The sequence below is a fragment of the Nioella aestuarii genome (assembly GCF_050896395.1).
Lineage (GTDB): Bacteria > Pseudomonadota > Alphaproteobacteria > Rhodobacterales > Rhodobacteraceae > Nioella > Nioella aestuarii.
This window is the reverse complement of the sequence record NZ_JBPBBA010000038.1, coordinates 21,165-41,238: the sequence shown is the minus strand read 5'-3', so window position 1 is coordinate 41,238 and position 20,074 is coordinate 21,165. Positions and strand designations below refer to the sequence as shown.

General features: G+C 57.8%; 17 protein-coding genes. 8 read left to right on the top strand and 9 right to left on the bottom strand.

The window, feature by feature from the left end; translation table 11 throughout:
* Positions 1-68: 68 nt before the first annotated feature.
* The 5 genes from ACROHD_RS17365 to ACROHD_RS17345 all read right to left on the bottom strand — a co-directional run bounded on the left by ACROHD_RS17365 (position 69) and on the right by ACROHD_RS17345 (position 5,606).
* Positions 69-383 (bottom strand): hypothetical protein, encoded by a 315-nt coding sequence (locus ACROHD_RS17365; RefSeq protein ID WP_432679658.1) that lies wholly within the window; start codon positions 381-383, stop codon positions 69-71.
* 556 nt (positions 384-939) lie between these two features.
* Positions 940-1,896, bottom strand: a complete 957-nt coding sequence (locus ACROHD_RS17360; RefSeq protein ID WP_432679657.1) for a response regulator — start codon at positions 1,894-1,896, stop codon at positions 940-942.
* A 647-nt stretch (positions 1,897-2,543) separates the two neighbouring features.
* The gene (locus tag ACROHD_RS17355; RefSeq protein ID WP_432679656.1) at positions 2,544-3,953 is read right to left on the bottom strand and encodes a sensor histidine kinase; all 1,410 of its coding nucleotides are present in this window, start codon (positions 3,951-3,953) and stop codon (positions 2,544-2,546) included.
* 203 nt (positions 3,954-4,156) lie between these two features.
* Positions 4,157-4,846, bottom strand: coding sequence for an N-acyl amino acid synthase FeeM domain-containing protein (locus ACROHD_RS17350; RefSeq protein WP_432679654.1), 690 nt, complete (start codon positions 4,844-4,846; stop codon positions 4,157-4,159).
* A 25-nt stretch (positions 4,847-4,871) separates the two neighbouring features.
* Positions 4,872-5,606, bottom strand: a complete 735-nt coding sequence (locus ACROHD_RS17345) for a class I SAM-dependent methyltransferase (protein ID WP_432679653.1) — start codon at positions 5,604-5,606, stop codon at positions 4,872-4,874.
* 523 nt (positions 5,607-6,129) lie between these two features.
* Here ACROHD_RS17345 and ACROHD_RS17340 point away from each other — a divergent pair.
* From ACROHD_RS17340 to ACROHD_RS17330, 3 genes are all read left to right on the top strand, one after another.
* Positions 6,130-6,387, top strand: coding sequence for a hypothetical protein (locus ACROHD_RS17340; protein ID WP_432679652.1), 258 nt, complete (start codon positions 6,130-6,132; stop codon positions 6,385-6,387).
* Positions 6,388-6,587: 200 nt separating this feature from the next.
* A complete protein-coding gene (locus ACROHD_RS17335; protein WP_432679651.1) occupies positions 6,588-7,094 on the top strand; it encodes an RNA polymerase sigma factor in 507 nt (168 codons plus the stop codon).
* A 317-nt stretch (positions 7,095-7,411) separates the two neighbouring features.
* A complete protein-coding gene (locus ACROHD_RS17330) occupies positions 7,412-7,819 on the top strand; it encodes a hypothetical protein (protein WP_432679649.1) in 408 nt (135 codons plus the stop codon).
* Here the strand turns inward: ACROHD_RS17330 and ACROHD_RS17325 are convergent.
* The 3 genes from ACROHD_RS17325 to ACROHD_RS17315 form a co-directional block, all read right to left on the bottom strand.
* Positions 7,816-8,529 carry a c-type cytochrome gene (locus ACROHD_RS17325; RefSeq protein WP_432679647.1) on the bottom strand — a complete coding sequence of 238 codons (714 nt, stop codon included), beginning with the start codon at positions 8,527-8,529 and terminating at the stop codon, positions 7,816-7,818. The two genes, ACROHD_RS17330 and ACROHD_RS17325, sit on opposite strands and share 4 nt — an antisense overlap.
* Before the next feature lie 81 nt (positions 8,530-8,610).
* The gene (locus ACROHD_RS17320; protein WP_432679645.1) at positions 8,611-9,894 is read right to left on the bottom strand and encodes a sulfite oxidase; all 1,284 of its coding nucleotides are present in this window, start codon (positions 9,892-9,894) and stop codon (positions 8,611-8,613) included.
* Between the two features lie 353 nt (positions 9,895-10,247).
* On the bottom strand, positions 10,248-12,107 hold the full coding sequence (locus tag ACROHD_RS17315; RefSeq protein WP_432679644.1) for a phospholipase D-like domain-containing protein: 1,860 nt from the start codon (positions 12,105-12,107) through the stop codon (positions 10,248-10,250).
* 467 nt (positions 12,108-12,574) lie between these two features.
* Between ACROHD_RS17315 and acsA the strand changes: the two genes are divergently transcribed.
* Genes acsA through ACROHD_RS17295 form a run of 4 tightly spaced genes read left to right on the top strand, consistent with a single transcriptional unit; the run spans position 12,575 to position 17,701 of the window.
* Positions 12,575-14,287 (top strand): acetate--CoA ligase, encoded by a 1,713-nt coding sequence (gene acsA, locus ACROHD_RS17310; protein ID WP_432679642.1) that lies wholly within the window; start codon positions 12,575-12,577, stop codon positions 14,285-14,287.
* Positions 14,284-16,281 (top strand): pyruvate dehydrogenase (acetyl-transferring) E1 component subunit alpha, encoded by a 1,998-nt coding sequence (pdhA, locus tag ACROHD_RS17305; RefSeq protein ID WP_432679640.1) that lies wholly within the window; start codon positions 14,284-14,286, stop codon positions 16,279-16,281. Before acsA ends, pdhA begins: the two co-directional genes overlap by 4 nt.
* Entirely contained in the window at positions 16,281-17,459 is a 1,179-nt protein-coding gene (locus tag ACROHD_RS17300) for a dihydrolipoamide acetyltransferase family protein (protein WP_432679639.1), read from the top strand. Before pdhA ends, ACROHD_RS17300 begins: the two co-directional genes overlap by 1 nt.
* Positions 17,456-17,701: an acyl carrier protein gene (locus ACROHD_RS17295; protein ID WP_432679637.1), complete on the top strand. Its 246-nt coding sequence runs from the start codon at positions 17,456-17,458 to the stop codon at positions 17,699-17,701. The genes ACROHD_RS17300 and ACROHD_RS17295 overlap by 4 nt, the downstream gene beginning before the upstream one ends.
* A gap of 179 nt (positions 17,702-17,880) precedes the next feature.
* Here the strand turns inward: ACROHD_RS17295 and ACROHD_RS17290 are convergent, their stop codons facing one another.
* Positions 17,881-18,786 carry a LysR family transcriptional regulator gene (locus ACROHD_RS17290; RefSeq protein ID WP_432679636.1) on the bottom strand — a complete coding sequence of 302 codons (906 nt, stop codon included), beginning with the start codon at positions 18,784-18,786 and terminating at the stop codon, positions 17,881-17,883.
* A 109-nt stretch (positions 18,787-18,895) separates the two neighbouring features.
* Here ACROHD_RS17290 and ACROHD_RS17285 point away from each other — a divergent pair, with 109 nt between their 5' ends.
* Entirely contained in the window at positions 18,896-20,071 is a 1,176-nt protein-coding gene (locus tag ACROHD_RS17285; protein WP_432679635.1) for a cytochrome P450, read from the top strand.
* The last annotated feature ends 3 nt before the right edge of the window (positions 20,072-20,074 follow it).

Below are 20,074 nucleotides of genomic sequence, written 5' to 3'. Positions count from 1 at the left end.
ATATTGGCTGCGATGAACCAGAAAACCTCCGTTACGAAAACCTCAAATCTGTCCCATAGGCGCTGACGTCAGACAGCACGTTCGTGCTCTGAGGTTTTCCAGTTCTCGAGTCCGTTGATCGGCATGATTTCGATTGAACCCGTGAACCCGCTTGCGAAAAGCTCGTCCAGGGTCTGCTCAAGATCTTGTCGGAAGGTCGCCGAGTCGAAGTTGTCAAGATAGTCCCACTCAACGCTCAGCCTGCGGCCATCGATCCCTATGACAAGGTTCGTCACCCCCAAAGTCTCATAAAGCTGAGCAGCGTCCGACACATCGGTCGAACTCGGCCCGCCAGTGTCGGGGTGCCAGTCATTCAGTGGATACCAATAAGACACCTGAGACATTAGGATTCATCCCCAAAGGCTGCTCATCCAAGCAAATAGGTTTCAACGCGATGTTACCCACCCACTGTCCATGAATAGAGGGTTGGGCTTCGGCTGTCTTTGCATACTAGACCATGTCACGCTTTTAGCCGCAAAGGTCTGGTTGTGAGGCGATAGGGCCAGGACGGCTTTGTTGCAGGAAAGGGGCTCCAAGCGGACATCAAGTTCTGGCGCTATGCCAAGACACATCGTTCTGCACAAAGCGCTTCTTGATGGCCCGGGATGTCGAAGGCGGGAAAAGGGGAGATCGAGGGCCAGCCGATTGAACAAAGCGGGATGGTCCGATCAGGTGGGGTGCATCCAGTCGCTGTTCTGTACGGAAAAGTCTGCGTTGCAAACGTGCCCGTCCAGAGTGGCGATCAGATGCCTGGCCACAAGCAGCACCGGCAGGCAGATGATATCCGTGCACCAGCCTTGATCCTGCCGCGCGGCACTCGGCTCTTTCAGCAGCTAGAAATTGGTGATTTCACCTGCCCAGGATCACTTGGACGATATTTGAGACGAGCAGAGTGATCCGCTACACCGCCTGCACGACAAACGGATCTGCGCCTGAATTGGCAGAATGCACCGTCGAAAGCCGGGTCAGGTCCTCTCGGCTGCGCATGGACATATCTTTGAAGCCAAAGGCGTCACTTTGCTGGAGCCTGATCGGGATCGGAGATCCGTTAGAGAACACCAGCCCCAAGGTGGCCGCGGTTGCTTCAACGTCCGCGCCGATATCGGACATGTCGATGCCCTGACGCGAGCGTGGATCAAAGACGACGAAGGCACCGTTACCGACATACGAGAAAAGGAAGCCGTCCTGTGTGACCACTTCCGAGATCGCGTCGGAAATATCACAAATGAAATTGAAGTACCCGGCGGGGCCGCAGGCGTTGTAGATCGACGCAACATCGCTGATCTGCAAAACGACAAACTCTGCGTGTCGCATACCGCACTCGCCGAAGTCTTTTACCAGCCCCTTGAACTTATCGAAGTTCAGGTATCCTGGCACGTCCTCGATATCGAACGTGTCTCCCAATTCCACCCCGTTCCGATGGACAAGGTCATCAGCCAATGCATGAAGCCGCTCGGTCATCGCACGCCCTTCTTGCGCAAGCTTGTAGGCTTGTGTCGCGGAATTGAGGCGGGCCTTGAGATCCATGATCTCGAAGGGCTTCGTCACATAGTCCGTGGCCCCGGCAGCGAGGGATCGTTCAATGTACTTGCGGTCCGACATCGCGGTCAGCATGACAATTGGGGTAGATCTGTATTCGGGCCGGGCACGGATGGACGCACAAAGCTCGATCCCGTCCATTCTTGGCATCTGAATGTCGAGAAGGAAGCAGTCGAACTCGGCCTTGGACGACCGAACGATGTCCAGCGCCTCGGCACCATCGCGGGCAAGGGTCACAGAGTCAAAGCCAAGGACCTCAAGTGCAATGCTCAATAGCTCGAGAATTGCACCATCATCATCGGCAACAAGGATTCTCATTTCGCTCGACATCGGTTCCCTCAACATTCGCCCGAGACTTTATTAAAAGTTAACGGAAATGTTGATTAAAGCAAGCGATATTCAGTAATGCCATGAAATCATCACAACAAATCAATTAATTGACAACATCGGAACACGATTTTGCCGCAAAAATTCAGATCTGTGCAAAATGCGTGCGGGAAGGGGGGGATTGTTTCCACGCACGTGGGGCTCATTTTCATGGTGCATAATTCACATCTTCGGAAAAACTTCAATGATTAATTTAATGCCTCACAATAAGCAGCGCGGTCCTGTTAGGGCCAAGTGATTCTCGTCAGGGATCATCCGTCGGTGCATGGTTTTTGCAGCGATCACAGGGGGGAAGAGGCCATGTGTGGGTTTGACTGGATGGGGTGAAGAAAGCCCCCGATGGGGGCGGTTTCTGCTACTGAGGGCAGCTCCCCAGGCCTCGGGGCGGGCGTCTTCGGCCATCTTTCTGTGCGATCCTTTGGTAATAAATTTTTATGTGTGATATCTTTATTTAAAATTATATTTGTATGGCAATGATAGATTCCCAAGGGAAAATTCGACGAGCGATTCATTAATCCGTTCGCATCTTTGGTTGTTTAGAAAAGCACCATTTCTCATACCCAATCAAATACAGAGTCTCACGCAACCTCCGCGACCGGTGCGATATCTGGGCTCTCGTCCTCAGAATCTCTTAGGCGGTCGAATTCAATAAAGAAGGTTGAGCCAACACCCAGTTCGCTGACGTAATCAATTGTGGCGTCGTGGCGCTGAATGATCTGCTTTGAAATATTGAGGCCAAGCCCGGTGCCACCGACCTTGCGCACATCGGAGGAATCAACCTGGGTGAACTTGCCGAACACGCGCTCTTTGGCGTCTTTCGGAATACCCACCCCTTCGTCATGGACCGAGATGCGAACCCGTGCGCCAAGGTTTTCTGCGCGCACCTCCACCACACCACCTTCTTCAGAGAACTTCAAAGCGTTTGACAGCAGGTTATTCATCACCTGCATCAGTCGGGTTCGATCACCCTTGATCAGGTAGTCACGCAGACAGGGGACGGTCGTCACTCGGATGTGGAGCTTGTCGGCATATCCGGCGATCGACTCCACTGCCTCGTTTATCAGGTCGTTCACGTTGATCGGCTCGAAGTGGAACTCCATCTCGCCGGCTTCGATCTTTTGCAGATCAAGCAGATCGTCGATCAGATCGGCGAGCCTTCTTCCGTTCTTGGCTGCGATGCCAATGACCGGCTTCAGCTTTTCCGGCACTTCGCCGAGCGCACCGTGGTTAACAAGATCGAGCGATCCCATGATCGACGTCAGCGGCGTGCGCAGCTCGTGGCTCACCGTGGCCAGGAATTGCCTTTTGACCTCGAGGGCGGCCTTGGTGCGTTTGTTCTCTTCTTTGATCAGTTTCATCTGATCGAGCCGCTCCTGGTAGCGGACATAAAATTTCGCCGAGATATCGATGATGAAGTAAAGCACAAAAATGATTGTGAAGAACTCCAGCCAAATGTCGGAGTTGAGCGGCGGTGAAAACCTGAGGACGTCCAGAAACGCGATGCTTAGAAACGCAACAGAATAGATCGACAGGCGCAACATAAGGATGCCGACCATCTGGCTGTTGTACATCACCGCGAAAAGTGAAGCCGAGAACAGGAAGAACAGTGGCGTGAAGTGGCCGCCTGATTCCTGCTGAACCGCGATGTTGACGATGAAGACGCTGATCGCCAGTGCGCTGACGGTCGTGTTCAGTGCGATGCGCTTGAGGATATGCCGACCGACCACTGGGTCTTTGCCATCCCAAGCCTTCGAATGTCGCCCAAGGCTTTGATCCAGCAACTCCGTCAGAGCGACGACTATGTAAAATGCGAAGGTCGAGATCGGGTTGAAATAGACGGCCGCGAGAATGGCCGCGGCGAAAAAACTCGCTTGCCGCTGCCAAATCAACTGGTTGGCCAGAGTTATGTATTCCTTGATGCGCTGCTCACGACCGACAGAGTTGAACCAGTCGCTCCGGGTCTCCCATATCGCACCTTGGACTCTCATGATTGCCTCTGCCGCTGTTTTTCGGTCTTTCTCCACACGGGCGTACACGGGAATTCAGACATTCCTCAGGCAAGACGCGGCTGATTATGGGTAAATTTGAGGCAAGTTTTACGGGGCACGGGATTAGCTGCCCCCGCAGAGGCGTTGAATCGCTCCAGAGACCGCCCAAAGGGGCTTTTCGTGGCCGGGGGGGCTTGCGCCCGTTAAGCGGCTTCGGATTGGCTTCCCTTCGATGCGACATAGACATCGGATAGGGACGGGAAGAGAATGTTGGAATGCGGTATGCCTTCGACCGGACCGAAAACCGGTGTCCGGGCGAGAACCGCCTGCCGCTGTTCCTTCACCTTGGCCGTCAAAAGGTGGATCGGCTTCTTCAGCCCCGGATATTGCCGTGGCTCCATCGTGGATTCATAGCCAAGATAGCGCCGATAAAACGCACTATGTTCCGCGCGTACCGGGGCAAGAGCGAGGTCGATGTCATAAAACATCGTCGCGAGAAACGGGATGCGCAGGGCAAGAAAATGCAGCGGGACACGCTGCGCGCGAGCTGAAGGATCAATAACAAAGCGGGTTGGATCGAGGATCGTCTGTGTGAGCGCGGTCTGTTCCAGGATCTCGGGAAATACCTCCACGGTTGGTGATATCAGGCAGAGCCTGGACACCAAATGCAGGCGCACCGCGGCTTGGATCTGCTCGTCCAATGTCACTGCGACATGGACACAGTTCGGGCTCTCATCGAACGCATCGGTCATGATCTTGCGCTCGTTGGACGCAATCGACCGCTCGGCGCGATAGCATTTATAGCGGAGACGATAGAGCTCTTCCAGGTCCCGGCTGTCTGTCAGGACCTTGTAGCGATAGAGCTTGAGTGCCTCGATAACCTGCTCGTTCATTTTCGTTCCTTCCGCCAATACCTGGCTAGGGCACCGCGCGACATACGAGCAAATCGCTGTAGTCACGGTAAACGGAGTCTTGCTTGATGATGTCGAAGCCAGCTTCGGTCACGGCCGATGCGATTTCTGCTTCGGTATGCGTCCAGTAGACGCCCTTCTTCTGCGCCTCGAGAATGCTTTTGTTCTGTTTCGCGATTTCCCGGCCCTGCCAGAAGATGCGCAATGCACCGAGTAGCCCATGTTCTTTTTTCAAGTGCGCGAACAGGTAGCTACGCCAGTCCGCTACGTTCATGTAGCGGCCGAGATCGACGAGGTAGAGCAAGCCGCCAGGGCGAAGCAAGCGGCGCAGATCCTTCAGCCGCTTCCCTTGCGAAGGCATTGCGTAAAGCGCGTGGACACACACAATGAGATCCGCAGTGCCCGGCGCGTCAAAATCTTCAAGCGTGCTTGAATCGTATTCTACATTGTCCCGGGCTGACAGCTTAGCCTTTGCAACGCCAAGCATACCGACATCAGGTTCGACCAGCTTGATTTCGCTCTCGGGGCAGATGCGGGCCGCGATCTCTGTATAGTTCCCGGTGCCGCCACCGATGTCGTAGATCAGGGCCGGAGCTTCGATAGTCTTCAGAAAGCCTTCGAATTCGCTTAGTAGCGCTTGGTAAGCGGGATTGTGCTCGGACAGCAAATCATAAGCTGTCGCATAGGCACTCCAATTGGTCCGAGCCGGCGTATCCGCCGATTTGGACAAAGCAAGACTCAATGGCGCGGACGCCTCTAGGTGACCGAGTGACGGCATGGGAGATGGACCCCGTATTGCAGCTAAGAGTGACTGACTGCTCGACCTCTTTTTTTTAATCATGTTAACCCGAGTTGATTTTATCGCAATAAATTTTTTCTACAGTGAGATCGAATGGCCTCCAATGTTTCCGAAATGGCAACCTTGGGAATAACCTATCAAAGCGCTAAAATAAGTGACGCGGATCAAAGATACCCTTAGCAAGCGGCCTAGTGGGCGCCACGATATATATGACATTTTAACAGATATGCGCCCAAGTATAGTACGTGGGCGCGTTTTTCGTTGCATTGCGGGGGGTTAGCTCGCCGGCCGGGAACGGTTGGCAAACATCGCCGGTCATCAGAACTTAAGTGTCCCGAGGGCCACAGAAAAAATGACCCTGTAACGGCATCATCGACTGACGAAGTTCGCCAATCCGACAAAATGCAGCCCCATTTCTGGACGATACAAGAACGAATCGGAGGGACGTTTTAACCCCGGAGGCAGAATGGAAGTATTGGCATTAGACCGTGATGAGATTGTTCTAGAACTCGTCGTGCATTTTCTTGGTATCGCAACACACCACAACATCAACGCGGCCCCGTCGTCAGTTTCAGCGCGAGGGGGTAGCAAGAGGGCTGAGACGCTGCTGAGAAGCGCCGTAAAAGATCACAGCGCCAAACCGGGACTGAACGTCGCCAATGTGCATATCTTGCAGCCGGCCACGCATGAGGGCACGCCGCTTTCTTTGATTGAGACCCCGTAGCAAGACATCTGCGGTCAGAGGGGGAATGGGCGGTCTATGTCAGGTTCCTCCTGACATTCTGTGCCCCGAACGGACGCACTCCCACGAACCAGAACTAGGTTCCCGATAGGATACTCTCGAAATCCAGATTGCTCCCTGGACTTGGATCCCCAATCGAGGATTTCTTTTGACGTGTCGGAAATTCTTCGGACAATGGCTTCATGACCGAGGAAGCCAAGCTGACACGCCTGATCCCTGAGTACAGGGCTTACGCCATGTCTCTCGTTGCTGAGAAGCAGTTCGCAGAGGACTTGGTTCAGGATGCGTTGGAACGTGCACTCAGGGCACCCAACAGGCCGAAGCGTTCCAGGGATCTTAGGCCCTGGATGTTCAAGATCATTCGCAATCTCCACCTCGATGAGCTGAGAAAATATCGGGTTCGCAGGGAATATGCGGCGCGGGAAGCACGTTCTTTAACTGAAGGAAGCGGACAGAACCAAGATCGGGACGTCTTGGTTCGTCTTGCGTTCGAGCGTCTGCCCAGTGACAAAAAAGAGGTTCTTCTTCTTGTGGATGTGATCGGTCTGAAATACGCGGAAGCTGCCGAAGTGATGGATGTGGCGGTTGGAACCGTCATGAGCAGGTTGAGCCGGGCGCGTCGCGCATTGGCAGAAGAAGTAGGCGAGTTCCGAGACAAGGGACCTTTGCGTGGTGGTAAAACAAAGTGAGTGTTTCAGATCAGGATTATGAATTGCTCAGCGCGCTTCACGATGGGGAGCTTGGCCAGGGGCAACAGCGCGCATTGCGCGCGCGACTGAAGACTGAGCCAGAGTTGGCAAAGGCTTTGGATGAGATATCCTATGTCTCGGACCGTCTCGGTGCCATGCGGCCAGAGCTGAAACCGGATTCCCCCCAAGGGCGGCGGGCCGGCGTCAAAGCGGCTTTACTGGCGGCATGTATCGCGTGCGCGGTCCTGATTGGTTCCTCTGCGATTTGGTTCTCCGCAGACCCAGTTCAAACCCCATTGTCACAGCATCAGGCCTTCTTGCTCCGGGATTATCCCGCCGAGCTTGGCACAGTACCGCTGCCGGTTTCGATGGTGACGACCGGAGCACCAGATTTGACCGCGGCCAATCTGCGCCTCGTTGACATCGCCTCGCCAGGGGGACGGGACATCTATGTTCACTATGCGGGTCGCAATGGGTGTCGGTTGACTGTTGGCATCCACGCGGAGGCTCCGGTGCTTCCGCACGAGACGCTGAGCCTGATGGTCCATAGCTGGTCAGCACTCGGAGAGCACTTCTCCATGGTGGCCGAGGGGATGGACCTGAACAAGTTCGAGGCGATCCGGGTGCTCTTGGAAAGCTGGTCGACACCCGCAGGGCCGGACGACACGACCGTCCTTGCCCTGCAGGATGCCACGACCTCGGCCGTTCCCTGTCAGACGGCTTAGCGCTGCGGGAAGTTCGGGCGGTCCGTGTTGTAGTGCTCGGCCAGATAGTCGAGGATGATCTCCCGATCAGCTGTTTCGAGTTCCATCATGCCCTGCTCTGCGACCATCCAGTCCAATAGATGATCCCAACCGTCGCGGGTCTTGCCTTGCTGCACGACGATCATTTCGGAGTGGCAGGACGTGCAGGCGTAGTACGTCACGTCGACACCTTCGGCCACGAACATAAGCCCAAAGTCTCCGTCAAGGGCGCTGTCGTCTCCGGCTTCGCTGTCCTCGCTCGCCTCGCTGCCCCCGAAATCGAGAGGGGCATCGCTTTGGCTGTTGAGATAGGCGATCACGGCGGCCCTGTCTTCGGGGTCGGAAAGGCCACGGAATGACATCCGCGTGCCGGGCGCAAATTCGCGCGGGTTCTCAAGGAAGGCGTCGAGCCGCTCAACCGTCCAGTCCCCGCCAAGCTCTGTCAGGACAGAGGAATACCGGAAGCCGTCCCATGTCGCCACGGCATGCCCTACGATTCCAAACAGATTTGGCCCTGCGCGGTTTGGCCCTCCGCTATCAATGGTGTGGCAGGATTGGCATTGCCGATACAGGCGTTCCCCTGCGTCGGGGCTGGCTTCAGCAAGCCGGTCGGTGATGGATTGGGCCAGTCCGGGTCCGGCAAGCGTCATGCCAAGTGCAAGCGCCACGCCGTGGCACACGAGATTGCGCATTCATGTCTCCTGTAGAGGGTCTTCTTACAAGTATGGCGGCCCCGGGGAGGTTCGGGGCCGCCTCTGCTCAATCGGGCTGGGTTAGCTGACCATCAATCCGACGCGGTGCATCGTGTTGTTCAGATAGCCCTTCGGGTTCCAGTTGATCGCGAAGGGCTGCATTTCGCCCGCGCTGTCTGTGGCCCGTGCCCATACCTCATAGTAGCCGCCGACCGGGAAGCTGACATTGGTACGCCAATTCTGCCAGGCACCGTCGTTGACCGGGGCATCAAGCTCGGCCTGCTGCCAGGTGGCGCCGAAGTCGATCGAGATATCGACCCGATCTATCACGCGATCACCCGACCATGCATGGCCACGCACTTCGGTTTCCATTCCCGATTGCGCGCCGTTGGCGGGGTGGGTCACCAGCGACTTCACTGGCATGCGTTCGATGATCACGTAGTCCTCGTCCGGGACCTCTGTGCCCGGTGCAACCGGGTAGGCCGGAACACGATAGGAACTGCCGGTCATCTTGGGGCCGTCATGGACCTGATCACGCAGCTGGATCCGCGTCAGCCACTTGTGAGAGCACGATCCGGGCCAGCCCGGCACCACAAGCCGCAGCGGCGCCCCGTTCATCGGGTGCAGGTCCGCGCCGTTCATGCCAAAGGCGATCAGCACGTTGTCCGTCATCGCTTTCTCGATTGGCACCCCACGAGAGATCGGGGTCAGGTCGGGGTTGCCGGAAAGGTGCGGGTCAGCGCCGTAATGGGCTGTGTAGACCACGTTTGACTGTACGCCAGCCCTGTCCAGCACATCGCGCAGGCGCACCCCGGTCCACTCCGAACAGGCGACCGCGCCATAGGTCCATTGGTTGCCACTGGCCGGCGGATCGAAGAACGCCCTGCCGTTCCCGCCACATTCGATGGCCAGCGCCATCGTGACGACTTCGAAATCGTTCTGAAGATCGGCAATGGTGAGTTCGAGCGGATTGTCGACGAACCCGTCAACTGTCAGCGTCCAGCCTTCTGCGCTGGTATCTTCGGGCAGTAGTCCGTTGTTGCGGATGAAGTGCCGCGCCGTCGGCGTGATCGCGTCATCAAGAAGTTCTGGCGGTGTCTCGGCATTGACCGGACGGTCATTGAGCAGGGTCAGCCCGTCCTTACCGTCCAGTTCCATACCCTGCGCGTAGGCAGCGGGAATGAAACCCGCAGGCAAGTTATTGTGAAATGGCACCGCCAGCCCGAAGACCGTCAGGCCAGCACCCTGAAGAAAACGCCGCCGCGTCTTCGAGGGTTCTTCCTCTGGCGTTGCGTCCAGCTGATCTTCAGAGTGCCAGTCCGTGTCCTGGTTGAACTCATTCCCGTCGTGGTCTTTTGGTGACATAGCCTACCCTCCCTTGGCTGCTACAAATGGTCTGTGACGGAATAACGCACCAGGCGTCCGGATTATTCCCTCCTGTCTTAGATTCGCGCCCGAGACAGAGATGGCGAGGAGTTCCATTGAAATCTCCGGCGTTCTCGTGCGGGGGGGCAGACCATCAACCTGAAGGATCAGACACCTAATTTCACCGGGAGGGGGACGTCAGTGCCACACTGCTGCGGAGTGGGCTAGTAAGCCTGTCCCGTTGAAGTGGTCCACCGCTCTGAAATCAATAAATCTTGCACCCAAAGGAAAGCGCCAAAGATCCCGCCAAGGCGTAAGGCTTTGCTGAACAAAACCGTCCTTGGCACATCCGATCAGAACACAGACCGCAACCAGGCCCAGTTGTAGAGAATGTTGCCAAGCGGATGTTCCGGTTCATCCGGCGTCAACCGGCGGGCCGTTTGACGGTACTGTTCAACGATCTCCAACAGCGCATCGACCTGTGGTGTGTCCAGGAAAACAAGCCCGTTCTCTGTATCGTGCCAGAACGCACGGTGGTCGAGATTGGTGCTGGTCGTGACAGCAAGCCGCCCGTCGATAACCATCATTTTGGTATGCATCATTCGGGGACGAGGGAAATATTCCTCGATCTCGAAGAGGTCGGAATATAGCGCGGCATACCTGCGGTTCAGGGCGGTGATGATGAATCCTGCGGGATCCGTCGATTCAAGCCGAGCCACCATACGAACCCTGACGCCGCGCGCCTGTGCGCGCATCAAAGCCTCTTGGATCTGCGGTGGCGGGTTGAGATACGGGGTGACGATCAACACCTCGTCTGCCGCTGCATCAATAGCATCCACAAACCACCGGACCTGATCGCGCCCATCTGCCCATGGCAGCGAAAGATAGTGCCGCATCCCGCGACGTTGGTCAGTGTATCCGGTGTTATATGGGCCGACTTGTTGGGTTTCGATGTCCCGGTTCCACAGCGCCAGATGATGTGCCGCAATGTTACGCACGGCCTGATCATCGCGCAGTTCTACTTCGACATCTTCGTAGACGGAAAAGAAGCCCAGATCCTGAAAGCCGCCTTCGTCATAGGTGTGAAGATATGGCCAATCCTCCAGATCGAATGGGTCCGAAAAGAAGAATCCGTCATGAAGGTTGCGCCCGCCAAAGATGTAGCGTGACCGTCCCGGTTGTCTCGATAATGCAAGAAACGCACGCGTGTGCTGAACCCGGTGCAGTTGATTGATTATATCGACGGGTCGGTCGATGCCCCTGTTGCGCCACTGATAGTACTGGATCTGGATGTTGGGATAACGCGCTGCGAGTGAATCGTAGAAAACGCGGTCTTCCTCCAACATCAGCAAGCTGGTGACAAGGATACGCACCTGCGTGCCTCGCTGAGCGTGATGCGCCAACATGCGCGCCGTCAGGTAGCCAACGAAGTCGGCGCGAATATGCAGATATGAAATCTGGATCAGATCAAGCTGCGGGGCATTAGAGAAATCGAGGGGAAGATCGGGATTGCCAGCGTTCAGGGCCTGCCGGGACACTGTGCTGCCGGTCAAGGCCTCGACCCGCGCGGCCAGCCCATCAGTTGCATCACCAAGCAACCGGACACGACCGGGATCGACCGGGCAGGTTTGCAGCAACGCGCCCTGGTCAAGGAACACCTGTTGAAGCGGGTCAAGCTGCAACGCCGGATCGACCCTGCAATTCAGCGCTGCTTGCGAAAGGTCAGATAAATGCGGCAGGGCCACGCTCTCTGGACGCATGACAATGCTATGGTCATCGCCCCAAGCAATGCGGCACGCACCGCTTTCGGGACGCCAGTCTAATAGTGCAGACCCTTGCCCACGCGGGGGTAGGGTGAAGTCCCGTTCCGTTCCTGGCTCCAGGCGCCGATTTGGCGTCTCAATGTGGCGGACTCCGGCACGACCTTCGCAACGAATGGAAAAGGGTATCGACCGACGCGAGACTGCTTCGAGATGGATCTCGACACGATGTGCCCCAAGATCGGGTATGACGAACTGTGCGTTATCTTGGTCGGGGCCTTCGGCAGCAAGGTAGAGTGTTGCTTCGCCCACACGCCACAAATCGCCCTGCGTCGAGGGAGCGTCGCCATCAAGCACACCCAAACCCTCTCGCGGTGCGCAGCTGGTCATCAGGAACAGCAGCACCAAGACCAAAGCGCCTTCGATCAGACGACCCATTCCGACAAAGGCCACTTTATGCTCCTCCGGTGCTAAGATGTGGCAAGGTTCAGTTGTCCGATGACCGCTCGCATATGGTCGTTCTCTTCTGGGATGGTGTGCATAGGTGATCTGGGTGTCTTTGAACGGATGTCCTTAAGGTCCGGCATGGCGAGTTGCAGGCTTTGTCAAAGTGATCGGCCAGAGCGTGCCCCGTCAATGAAGTGGCCGCTCTTCCTGCTCCATTCGCAACCCGCGCAATATGGTGCATTTCATCGGCAATGGCAAAGCGGTCCTGCCGCTGATCGGGTCTCAGCATCATGCAAAGGGCACCATGTAATCGCCGATGACGGACCCGCCCGACATGGTTCTGTGGTTGCGCGCCTGCCCCTGAACGAAATTTCATGAATAAGAAAGATTGGGTCCAGTTGTCGCGGTTTGCAACAATTGACCCATGTCATTTCCCCCTGGCAGCACATCGTACCAAGCTGGGAGTCGGGAGGATGACCATGGACAAGGAACACCACCACTCTGAAGACCGCACTTCACCAGCGGATGCATGGGCCGATGCACGTGCAATGATCGATGCGCCAGATGGGTCGATCAACATTGCCTACGAGGCGATTGACCGGCATGTCGAGCAAGGGCATGGCGAAGATATCGCGATGCTCTGGTTAGGCAAAACCGGATCCCGTCTGCCATTCACCTATGCAGACCTTGCAGATGCCTCTGGCCGATTGGCCAATGTGCTTGCCGCGCACGGTCTGACCAAGGGCGACAGCGTCTTTGCTCTGATGGGGCGCGTGCCAGAGCTTTATGTCACGGCGCTTGGCACGCTGAAGGCGGGGATGATCTTCACTCCGCTATTCTCGGCATTCGGGCCCGAGCCCATCCAGACCAGAATGGAGATCGGCAGCGCCAATGTGCTTGTCACCACTGCAGAGCTCTACAAGCGCAAAATCGCCGGGTGGCGAGACCAGATCCCATCGTTGAGACTGGTGCTGATCCTGGGCGACGATGCGCCCGAGGGCTGCGTTGCCCTTGGCCCGGCAATGGCTGCGGCCAGCCCGTCATTCCAGACCGTGCGCACCGGTCCGGAAGACCCTGCGCTGATCCATTTCACCTCGGGGACAACCGGGAAACCCAAGGGCGCGGTTCATGTCCACAACGCGGTGGTCTATCACGCGTTTTCGGGGCGCTACGCGCTCGATCTGACACCTGGCACGATCTATTGGTGCACGGCTGATCCCGGTTGGGTGACGGGAACGTCCTACGGCATAATCGCGCCTTTGGTGAACCGGGTCACGATGATCGTGGACGAGGCAGAATTCGACCTCGACCGCTGGTATTCCACGGTTCAGAACGAAAAGGTTGAGGTGTGGTACTCTGCGCCCACGGCCATCCGCATGATGATGCGGTCCGGCGCAGACGCCGCGGCACCTTATGATTTTTCGTCCATCAGGTTTCTGGCAAGCGTCGGCGAACCCCTGAACCCCGAGGCCGTGATCTGGAGCGAGAAAGTCTTCGGTCAGCCGTTCCATGACAATTGGTGGCAGACCGAAACCGGCGGCATCATGATCGCGAACAGACCCGGCATGACAGTACGACCGGGGTCCATGGGGCAACCGATGCCGGGGATTGAAGCGGGCATTGTCGAACGCGGAGAGCAGGGGCTGGCGGAACTCGGCAGCGGGCAGGTTGGGGAACTGGCCTTGCGACCCGGCTGGCCGTCCATGATGCGGGCGTATCTGCATGAGCAGGCCCGCTACGACAAATGCTTTGTCGATGGATGGTATCTGTCGGGTGACCTCGCCCTGCGTGATGCGGACGGATATTTCTGGTTTGTGGGGCGGGCCGATGACCTGATCAAAACCTCGGGCCACCTGATCGGACCTTTTGAGGTGGAAAGCGCCCTTATTGAACATCCGGCTGTTGCCGAAGCGGGCGTGATCGGCATTCCCGATGAAACGGCGGGTGAAATCGTGAAAGCCTATGTCACGCTCAACCCCGGCTATGACCCCGATGCGCAATTGGAACGGGAATTGCGCGGCCATGCCCGCAAAAAGCTGGGGCCTGCCGTCGCCCCGCGCGAGGTGATCTTCCGCAAGACGCTGCCCAAAACGCGATCCGGCAAGATCATGAGACGGCTGCTCAAGGCCCGCGAACTTGGCCTGCCCGAAGGCGATATTTCCACATTGGAGTCAGATGAATCATGACCAGCCCAGACAAACCCCGCCTGAACCGCGAGCATGTGCTGTCACTGCTGTCTGACATGATCCGTGTGCGCAAGTTCGAAGATAAATGCGCCGAAATGTACACGCAGCAAAAGATCCGCGGCTTCCTGCATCTCTACGATGGGGAAGAGGCCATCGCAGCGGGGATCATTCCATTGCTGGAAGATGAGGACCGGGTGGTCGCGACCTACCGCGAACATGGTCACGCCCTGCTGCGGGGGATGCCGATGTCGGAAATCATGGCCGAGATGTATGGCAAGGTCGAAGGCTGTTCCCGCGGGCGCGGCGGGTCCATGCATCTGTTCAACGCACGACGCAATTTCTACGGCGGCAACGCCATTGTCGGCGGCGGCCTTCCCCTGGCGGGCGGGCTGGCGCTGCGCGACAGGATGATGGGCGAGGCCAATGTCACGGCCTGCTTCTTTGGTGAAGGCGCCGTTGCCGAGGGCGAGTTTCACGAAACCATGAACCTTGCAGCCCTGTGGGATCTTCCCGTTCTTTTTGTGTGCGAAAACAACGGTTATGCCATGGGTTCCGCCCTGGCGCGCACCGAAGCGGAAACCGATATCAGTAAGAAGGCCGCGTCTTATGGTGTCACGTCCGTGGTTGTCGACGGGATGGATGTCGTCGCCGTCGAGGCCGCAGCGCGTAAGGCCATTGCGGCGATCCGGGACACCGGCAAGCCGGTCTTTCTGGAATGCCGGACCTACCGCTTCCGGGCGCATTCCATGTTCGATGCGCAGCTATACCGCCCCAAGGACGAAATCGCCGACTGGCGCAAGCGTGGGCCAATTGTGCAGTTCCAGACCTGGTTGCTGGACAACAAGCTGATCCACCCCGAGGATGTGACTCGGATCGAAGAAGAAGCCGACGCCGAGATCGCGCAATCCGTGGCCTTCGCCGAGGCGGGCAGTCTGGAGCCGCTGGACACCCTCGATCATCACGTTCTGGGACCGCAGCCCGAGATGCTAGAGCCATCCGCGCCCTCTGGCAAAACCATTCAAATGACCTATCGCGAGGCGGTCAAACAGGCGATCCGCGACGCGATGATCCGCGATGATCGCGTCTTTCTGATGGGCGAGGACGTGGGGGCCTATGGCGGCTGCTATGCGGTGTCCAAGGGGCTTATGGATGAATTCGGTGAAGACCGGATCCGCGACACTCCTCTGTCAGAATCCGGGTTCACCGGTGCCGGTATCGGCGCTGCCGCAGCCGGGATGCGCCCGATCGTCGAATTGATGACGGTCAACTTCTCTTTGCTGGCGCTTGATCAGATCATGAACACCGCAGCCACCATCCGGCACATGTCGGGCGGACAGTTCGGCGTGCCGCTTGTGATCCGCATGGCGACCGGTGCCGGCAAGCAGCTGGCCGCGCAGCATTCCCACAGTCTGGAGGGCTGGTATGCGCATATCCCCGGCCTCAAGGTTCTGGCCCCCGCCACGGTTGAGGACGCACGCGGGATGCTCTGGACGGCCTTGCAGGATCCCGACCCGGTGCTGATCTTTGAAAACGTGATGCTCTATAACCGGGAAGAGGCGATCGACACCAATGCCGGGCCGGTCGACATCACCCGCGCAGCCATTCGGCGCGAAGGCGATGACCTGACGCTGATCACCTATGGGGGTTCGCTTTTCAAAACGCTGGAGGCGGCTGAGGCCCTAGCCACGGACGGGATCAGTGCCGAAGTCATTGATTTGCGCAGCCTGCGTCCGCTGGATGACCAGACAATCATAGCCTCTGTGGCCCGTACCCGACGTGCGGTTGTCGTCGACGAAGGATGGCGGACCGGGTCGCTCGCGGCGGAGATATCCGCCCGGATCATGGAGCAGACCTTCTGGACACTGGATGCACCTGTGGGGCGGGTCTGTTCCGCAGAGGTGCCAATCCCCTATCCCAAGCATCTGGAAGACGCGGCCATTCCGCAGGTCGCAGGGATCGTGGCGATGGCGAAATCCGTGATGGGGAGGGGCTGATGGGTGTGTTCACGATGCCCTCGCTCGGCGCAGACATGGAGGCGGGCCAATTGATCGAATGGCTGGTCTCCCCCGGCGATACTGTCACGCGTGGTGATATCGTGGCGGTGGTGGAAACCCAAAAAGGGGCCATTGAAATCGAGTGCTTCGAGGAAGGCACAGTCAAAGATCTTCTTGCGGAAATCGGGGCCGACCTGCCCGTCGGTGCGCCGCTTGCTGTGATTCAAGCCAAGGGAGAGACCATTCCCGAAAGACCTGTCCCGGTCCAGCCATCCCCGGTTGCTAAAGAGCCGCCAGTTGACGCCAAACCTGCCCCGCAACCCGTGATGCCCGCCCCGCCAGTGGCACCCCATATCGCAGCTGCACCCGGGGTTGTCCCAAGCTCGCCCGCAGCGCGCATAAAGGCGAGGGAGCTGGGGCTGGACCTGGCCGGACTGTCGGGCTCCGGGCCGGGTGGAGCGATTGTTCTTGCGGATGTCGAGACGCAGAAGGCTCCACCGCCAAGACGATCTCCGCAGGACGAAATGCGCCGGGCGATTGCAGCGGCTATGACCCGATCCAAGCAGACGATCCCGCATTTTTACCTGTCCCAGACCATCGACGTGACACCGGCAATGGATTGGCTGACCTCCTTCAACGAGGGCAAGCCGCCATCCGAACGGGTGCTTTTGGGCGCTTTGTTTTTACGTGCGACCGTTCTGGCGGCTGCCAAGGTCAAGACCGTGAATGGCCATTTCACGGATGAAGGGTTTAGACCTTCGGATAAGATCAATCCCGGCCTTGCGGTGGCCCTGCGCAGCGGCGGGCTGGTGGCCCCGGCGATTATGGACGCCGAGCAGATGGGCCTTGTCGACCTGATGGCAGCGATGCGCGATCTGGTCACGCGGGCCCGTGCGGGGCGATTGCGCAGTTCAGAAATGACTGAGGGCACGATAACCCTGTCCAGTCTTGGCGACAGCGGCGCTGAAAGCATGGCGGGCGTCATCTTCCCGCCTCAGGTTGCGCTTGTCGGCATCGGGGCACCGGGGCTGCGGCCTTGGGTGATTGATGGAAGCGTCGAGCCACGCCAGCTGGTGACTCTGACAATTTCCGCCGATCACCGCGCGAATGATGGGCGACAGGCCTCTCGTTTTCTTTCCGTTTTCGACTCACTTCTTTCTACGCCGGAGGCCCTATGACACCCGATGAGATCCGCACCGCTTTCCTTCAGGAACTGACCAATGTCGCACCGGATATAGACCCGGAAACAGTCGGCCCCGATGATCACATTCAAGACGATCTGGGCCTCGACTCGATGGATGTGCTGACGCTTGTGACCGCTCTGCATGGGCGGCTTGGCGTCGACATTCCAGAAGCGGACTATCCCCAGATTGCCACGGTCGGGTTGGCCAAAGTATATCTGGCCGGGCGAATGGCATGATCTGACAGCAGGCGGCGCACTCGCTTGCACCGAGTGTTGTCCATCCAAGCCCGGCCATGCTTGGACCAACGGCAAGGTCGAAAGGATGGACCGAGCGCGCGAGGACGCAAGCGCGATACGTTTTCATCTACTACAGTCGCGATCAGCCGCGCAGGTAAAAGGTTATTTGGGCACTGGTCTTATGGGGCGTCGCCATAGGCCAGCTTGACCTCTCGGGCGATCAGGTCGCGCAACCAGGAATGGATCGGAGAGCGATGCGTGCGTTCCGTCCAGACCAGAGAGATGCTGAAAGGGGCAGGGCAGGGGCAGTCGACCATGTGGATCGCGCTGCCAAGGGTTTCTCCGATGCGCCGAGGCACGGTTGAGATCATGTCGGTTCCCGCGATAATCCGGTTGAGTCCGGCGGGGCTTGGCACCGTCAGCACCTGATTGAGGCTGTGGCCCATCCTATCCAGATAACGCAGATAGCCCGACCGCCATCCGCCCCCGTAAAGAACCACCGCATGACGCGCGGCAAGATACGCATCAAGCGTCAGGGGGGTATCTGCCAAAGGGTTGTCCGGGTCCATGATGCAGACATAGCGTTCTGACACCAGATTTCGGCAATAGAAACCCGCCTGTTCGGTCATCAAGGGGCCGATCAACAGCTCTGCCTCGCCGCGCTTGAGTTGCAGATGACCTTGCGAAATGGAGTTGATCGTTTTGACGCGCATATTCGGTGCCTCGGCCCTGAGCCGCCGCATGACCAATGGAAGGATCAACTGTCGTTCGTAGAAATTGCAGGCGATTGTGAAGCTGTGCTCGGCTTCGGATGGGTCGAAGGCCTCCGGCATGGCCAGCCGTTCCATTTCCGCCAAAAGCGAGGTTGCAGACTCTGCGATGGCCGTGCAGCGTTCGGTTGCCTCTACCTGTGTGCCCTGACGAAAGAATAGCTGATCGTCAAAGGCCCGCCGCAACTTCTCGATCGTGTAGCTGACCGCTGACTGATTCACCCCAAGAACCTGCGCCGCAACTGAAAACGACCTGTGTTCATGCACCAGCCTGAGAGTGCGCAGATCGGCAAAATCTATGTTTAGTGCCTTCATTTTCTGGCCTATCAAATTTTCCGATCAGTTCTATCAATTCCATTAAGTTGTTCGATCCCGGAAGGCAAGTTAAGTCAGGGCGCACTGGACGCGAAGGGAGGATCTCGTCATGCCACTGGCACCCGTCAACGACGCGGTGTCGATCACGCAGCTGATTGACAATCCCTATCCATTCTACCGACAGATGCGCGCTGAAAGCCCGGTGGTCGCGGTCAAGGCCGTGAACAGGGTGATGCTGACCAAGGCGGCCGATACTCGCGCCGTGAAGGATGATCCCGAAACATGGTCTTCGGACGATCCCAACACGCCGATGAAGCGCGCCTTTCACGCCCATACGCTGATGCGCAAAGATGGCGAGGAACATCTGCGCGAACGCAACGCGATGATGCCAACGTTTTCGCCCCGCAACCTCAAGACGTTGTGGGGGCCAGCCTATGAAAAGCTGGCGGGTGAATACCTGGACCGGCTGCCAAGGGACGAGGTGGTCGATCTCTTCCCGACGCTCGCAGGGCCCCTGGCCGCTCGCATCCTTGCGGATATCCTTGGCCTGTCCGAGGCGAGCGACGACGACATGCAGTTCTGGTCGCAGGCGCTGATTGACGGGGCGGGAAATTTCGGCGGGTTCGATGAACCTTTCGAACGGGTGGACCGCGCTCATGTGGCGATGGATGCCTTGATGGAGCAGAAGGCGGAATACTACCGCGCCAACCCGGATCAAACCGCTCTGTCCGTGATGGTCAATGCCGATGATCCCATCGAGTGGAGCCAGATCGTCGCCAATATCAAGATCGCTATAGGCGGCGGTATCAATGAACCGCGCGACGCACTGCTGACGGTTCTTTACGGCCTGCTGACCAACCCCGAGCAGTTGGACGAGATCAAGAAAACCGGTCAGTGGGGTGCGGCCTTCGAGGAAGCGATCCGTTGGGTCGCGCCTATTCAGGTCAGCTCGCGACGTGCAATCCGTGACACCCAGATCAGGGGCATCGACATACCCAAGGATACGGTGGTCATGACCTGTCAGGCATCATCGAACCATGATGAAGACCTGTTCGAGGATGGTCATCTGTTCAATGCGTTCCGCGGCCGAAACCCACATCAGAGCTTCGGTTCGGGCCCGCATCACTGCATGGGCACTCACCTGGCCCGGATGATGCTGGGAAAGATCATGCTTCCAATGATCTTCGAGCGCTTTCCAAATATGGAATTGGTGCAGCCTGAAACTGTGGTCTGGAAGGGCTTCGGCTTTCGCGGGCCGCTCAACTTGCCCGTTCGCCTGAACTGAGCC

Excerpts from the sequence above, each read along its gene's own strand:
- ACROHD_RS17365 (WP_432679658.1), bottom strand. The coding sequence starts at position 383 with ATGTCTCAGGTGTCTTATTGGTATCCACTGAATGACTGGCACCCCGAC.
- ACROHD_RS17360 (WP_432679657.1), bottom strand. The coding sequence starts at position 1,896 with ATGAGAATCCTTGTTGCCGATGATGATGGTGCAATTCTCGAGCTATTG.
- ACROHD_RS17355 (WP_432679656.1), bottom strand. The coding sequence starts at position 3,953 with ATGAGAGTCCAAGGTGCGATATGGGAGACCCGGAGCGACTGGTTCAAC.
- ACROHD_RS17350 (WP_432679654.1), bottom strand. The coding sequence starts at position 4,846 with ATGAACGAGCAGGTTATCGAGGCACTCAAGCTCTATCGCTACAAGGTC.
- ACROHD_RS17340 (WP_432679652.1), top strand. The coding sequence starts at position 6,130 with ATGGAAGTATTGGCATTAGACCGTGATGAGATTGTTCTAGAACTCGTC.
- ACROHD_RS17335 (WP_432679651.1), top strand. The coding sequence starts at position 6,588 with ATGACCGAGGAAGCCAAGCTGACACGCCTGATCCCTGAGTACAGGGCT.
- ACROHD_RS17325 (WP_432679647.1), bottom strand. The coding sequence starts at position 8,529 with ATGCGCAATCTCGTGTGCCACGGCGTGGCGCTTGCACTTGGCATGACG.
- ACROHD_RS17320 (WP_432679645.1), bottom strand. The coding sequence starts at position 9,894 with ATGTCACCAAAAGACCACGACGGGAATGAGTTCAACCAGGACACGGAC.
- acsA (WP_432679642.1), top strand. The coding sequence starts at position 12,575 with ATGACCATGGACAAGGAACACCACCACTCTGAAGACCGCACTTCACCA.
- pdhA (WP_432679640.1), top strand. The coding sequence starts at position 14,284 with ATGACCAGCCCAGACAAACCCCGCCTGAACCGCGAGCATGTGCTGTCA.
- ACROHD_RS17300 (WP_432679639.1), top strand. The coding sequence starts at position 16,281 with ATGGGTGTGTTCACGATGCCCTCGCTCGGCGCAGACATGGAGGCGGGC.
- ACROHD_RS17295 (WP_432679637.1), top strand. The coding sequence starts at position 17,456 with ATGACACCCGATGAGATCCGCACCGCTTTCCTTCAGGAACTGACCAAT.
- ACROHD_RS17290 (WP_432679636.1), bottom strand. The coding sequence starts at position 18,786 with ATGAAGGCACTAAACATAGATTTTGCCGATCTGCGCACTCTCAGGCTG.
- ACROHD_RS17285 (WP_432679635.1), top strand. The coding sequence starts at position 18,896 with ATGCCACTGGCACCCGTCAACGACGCGGTGTCGATCACGCAGCTGATT.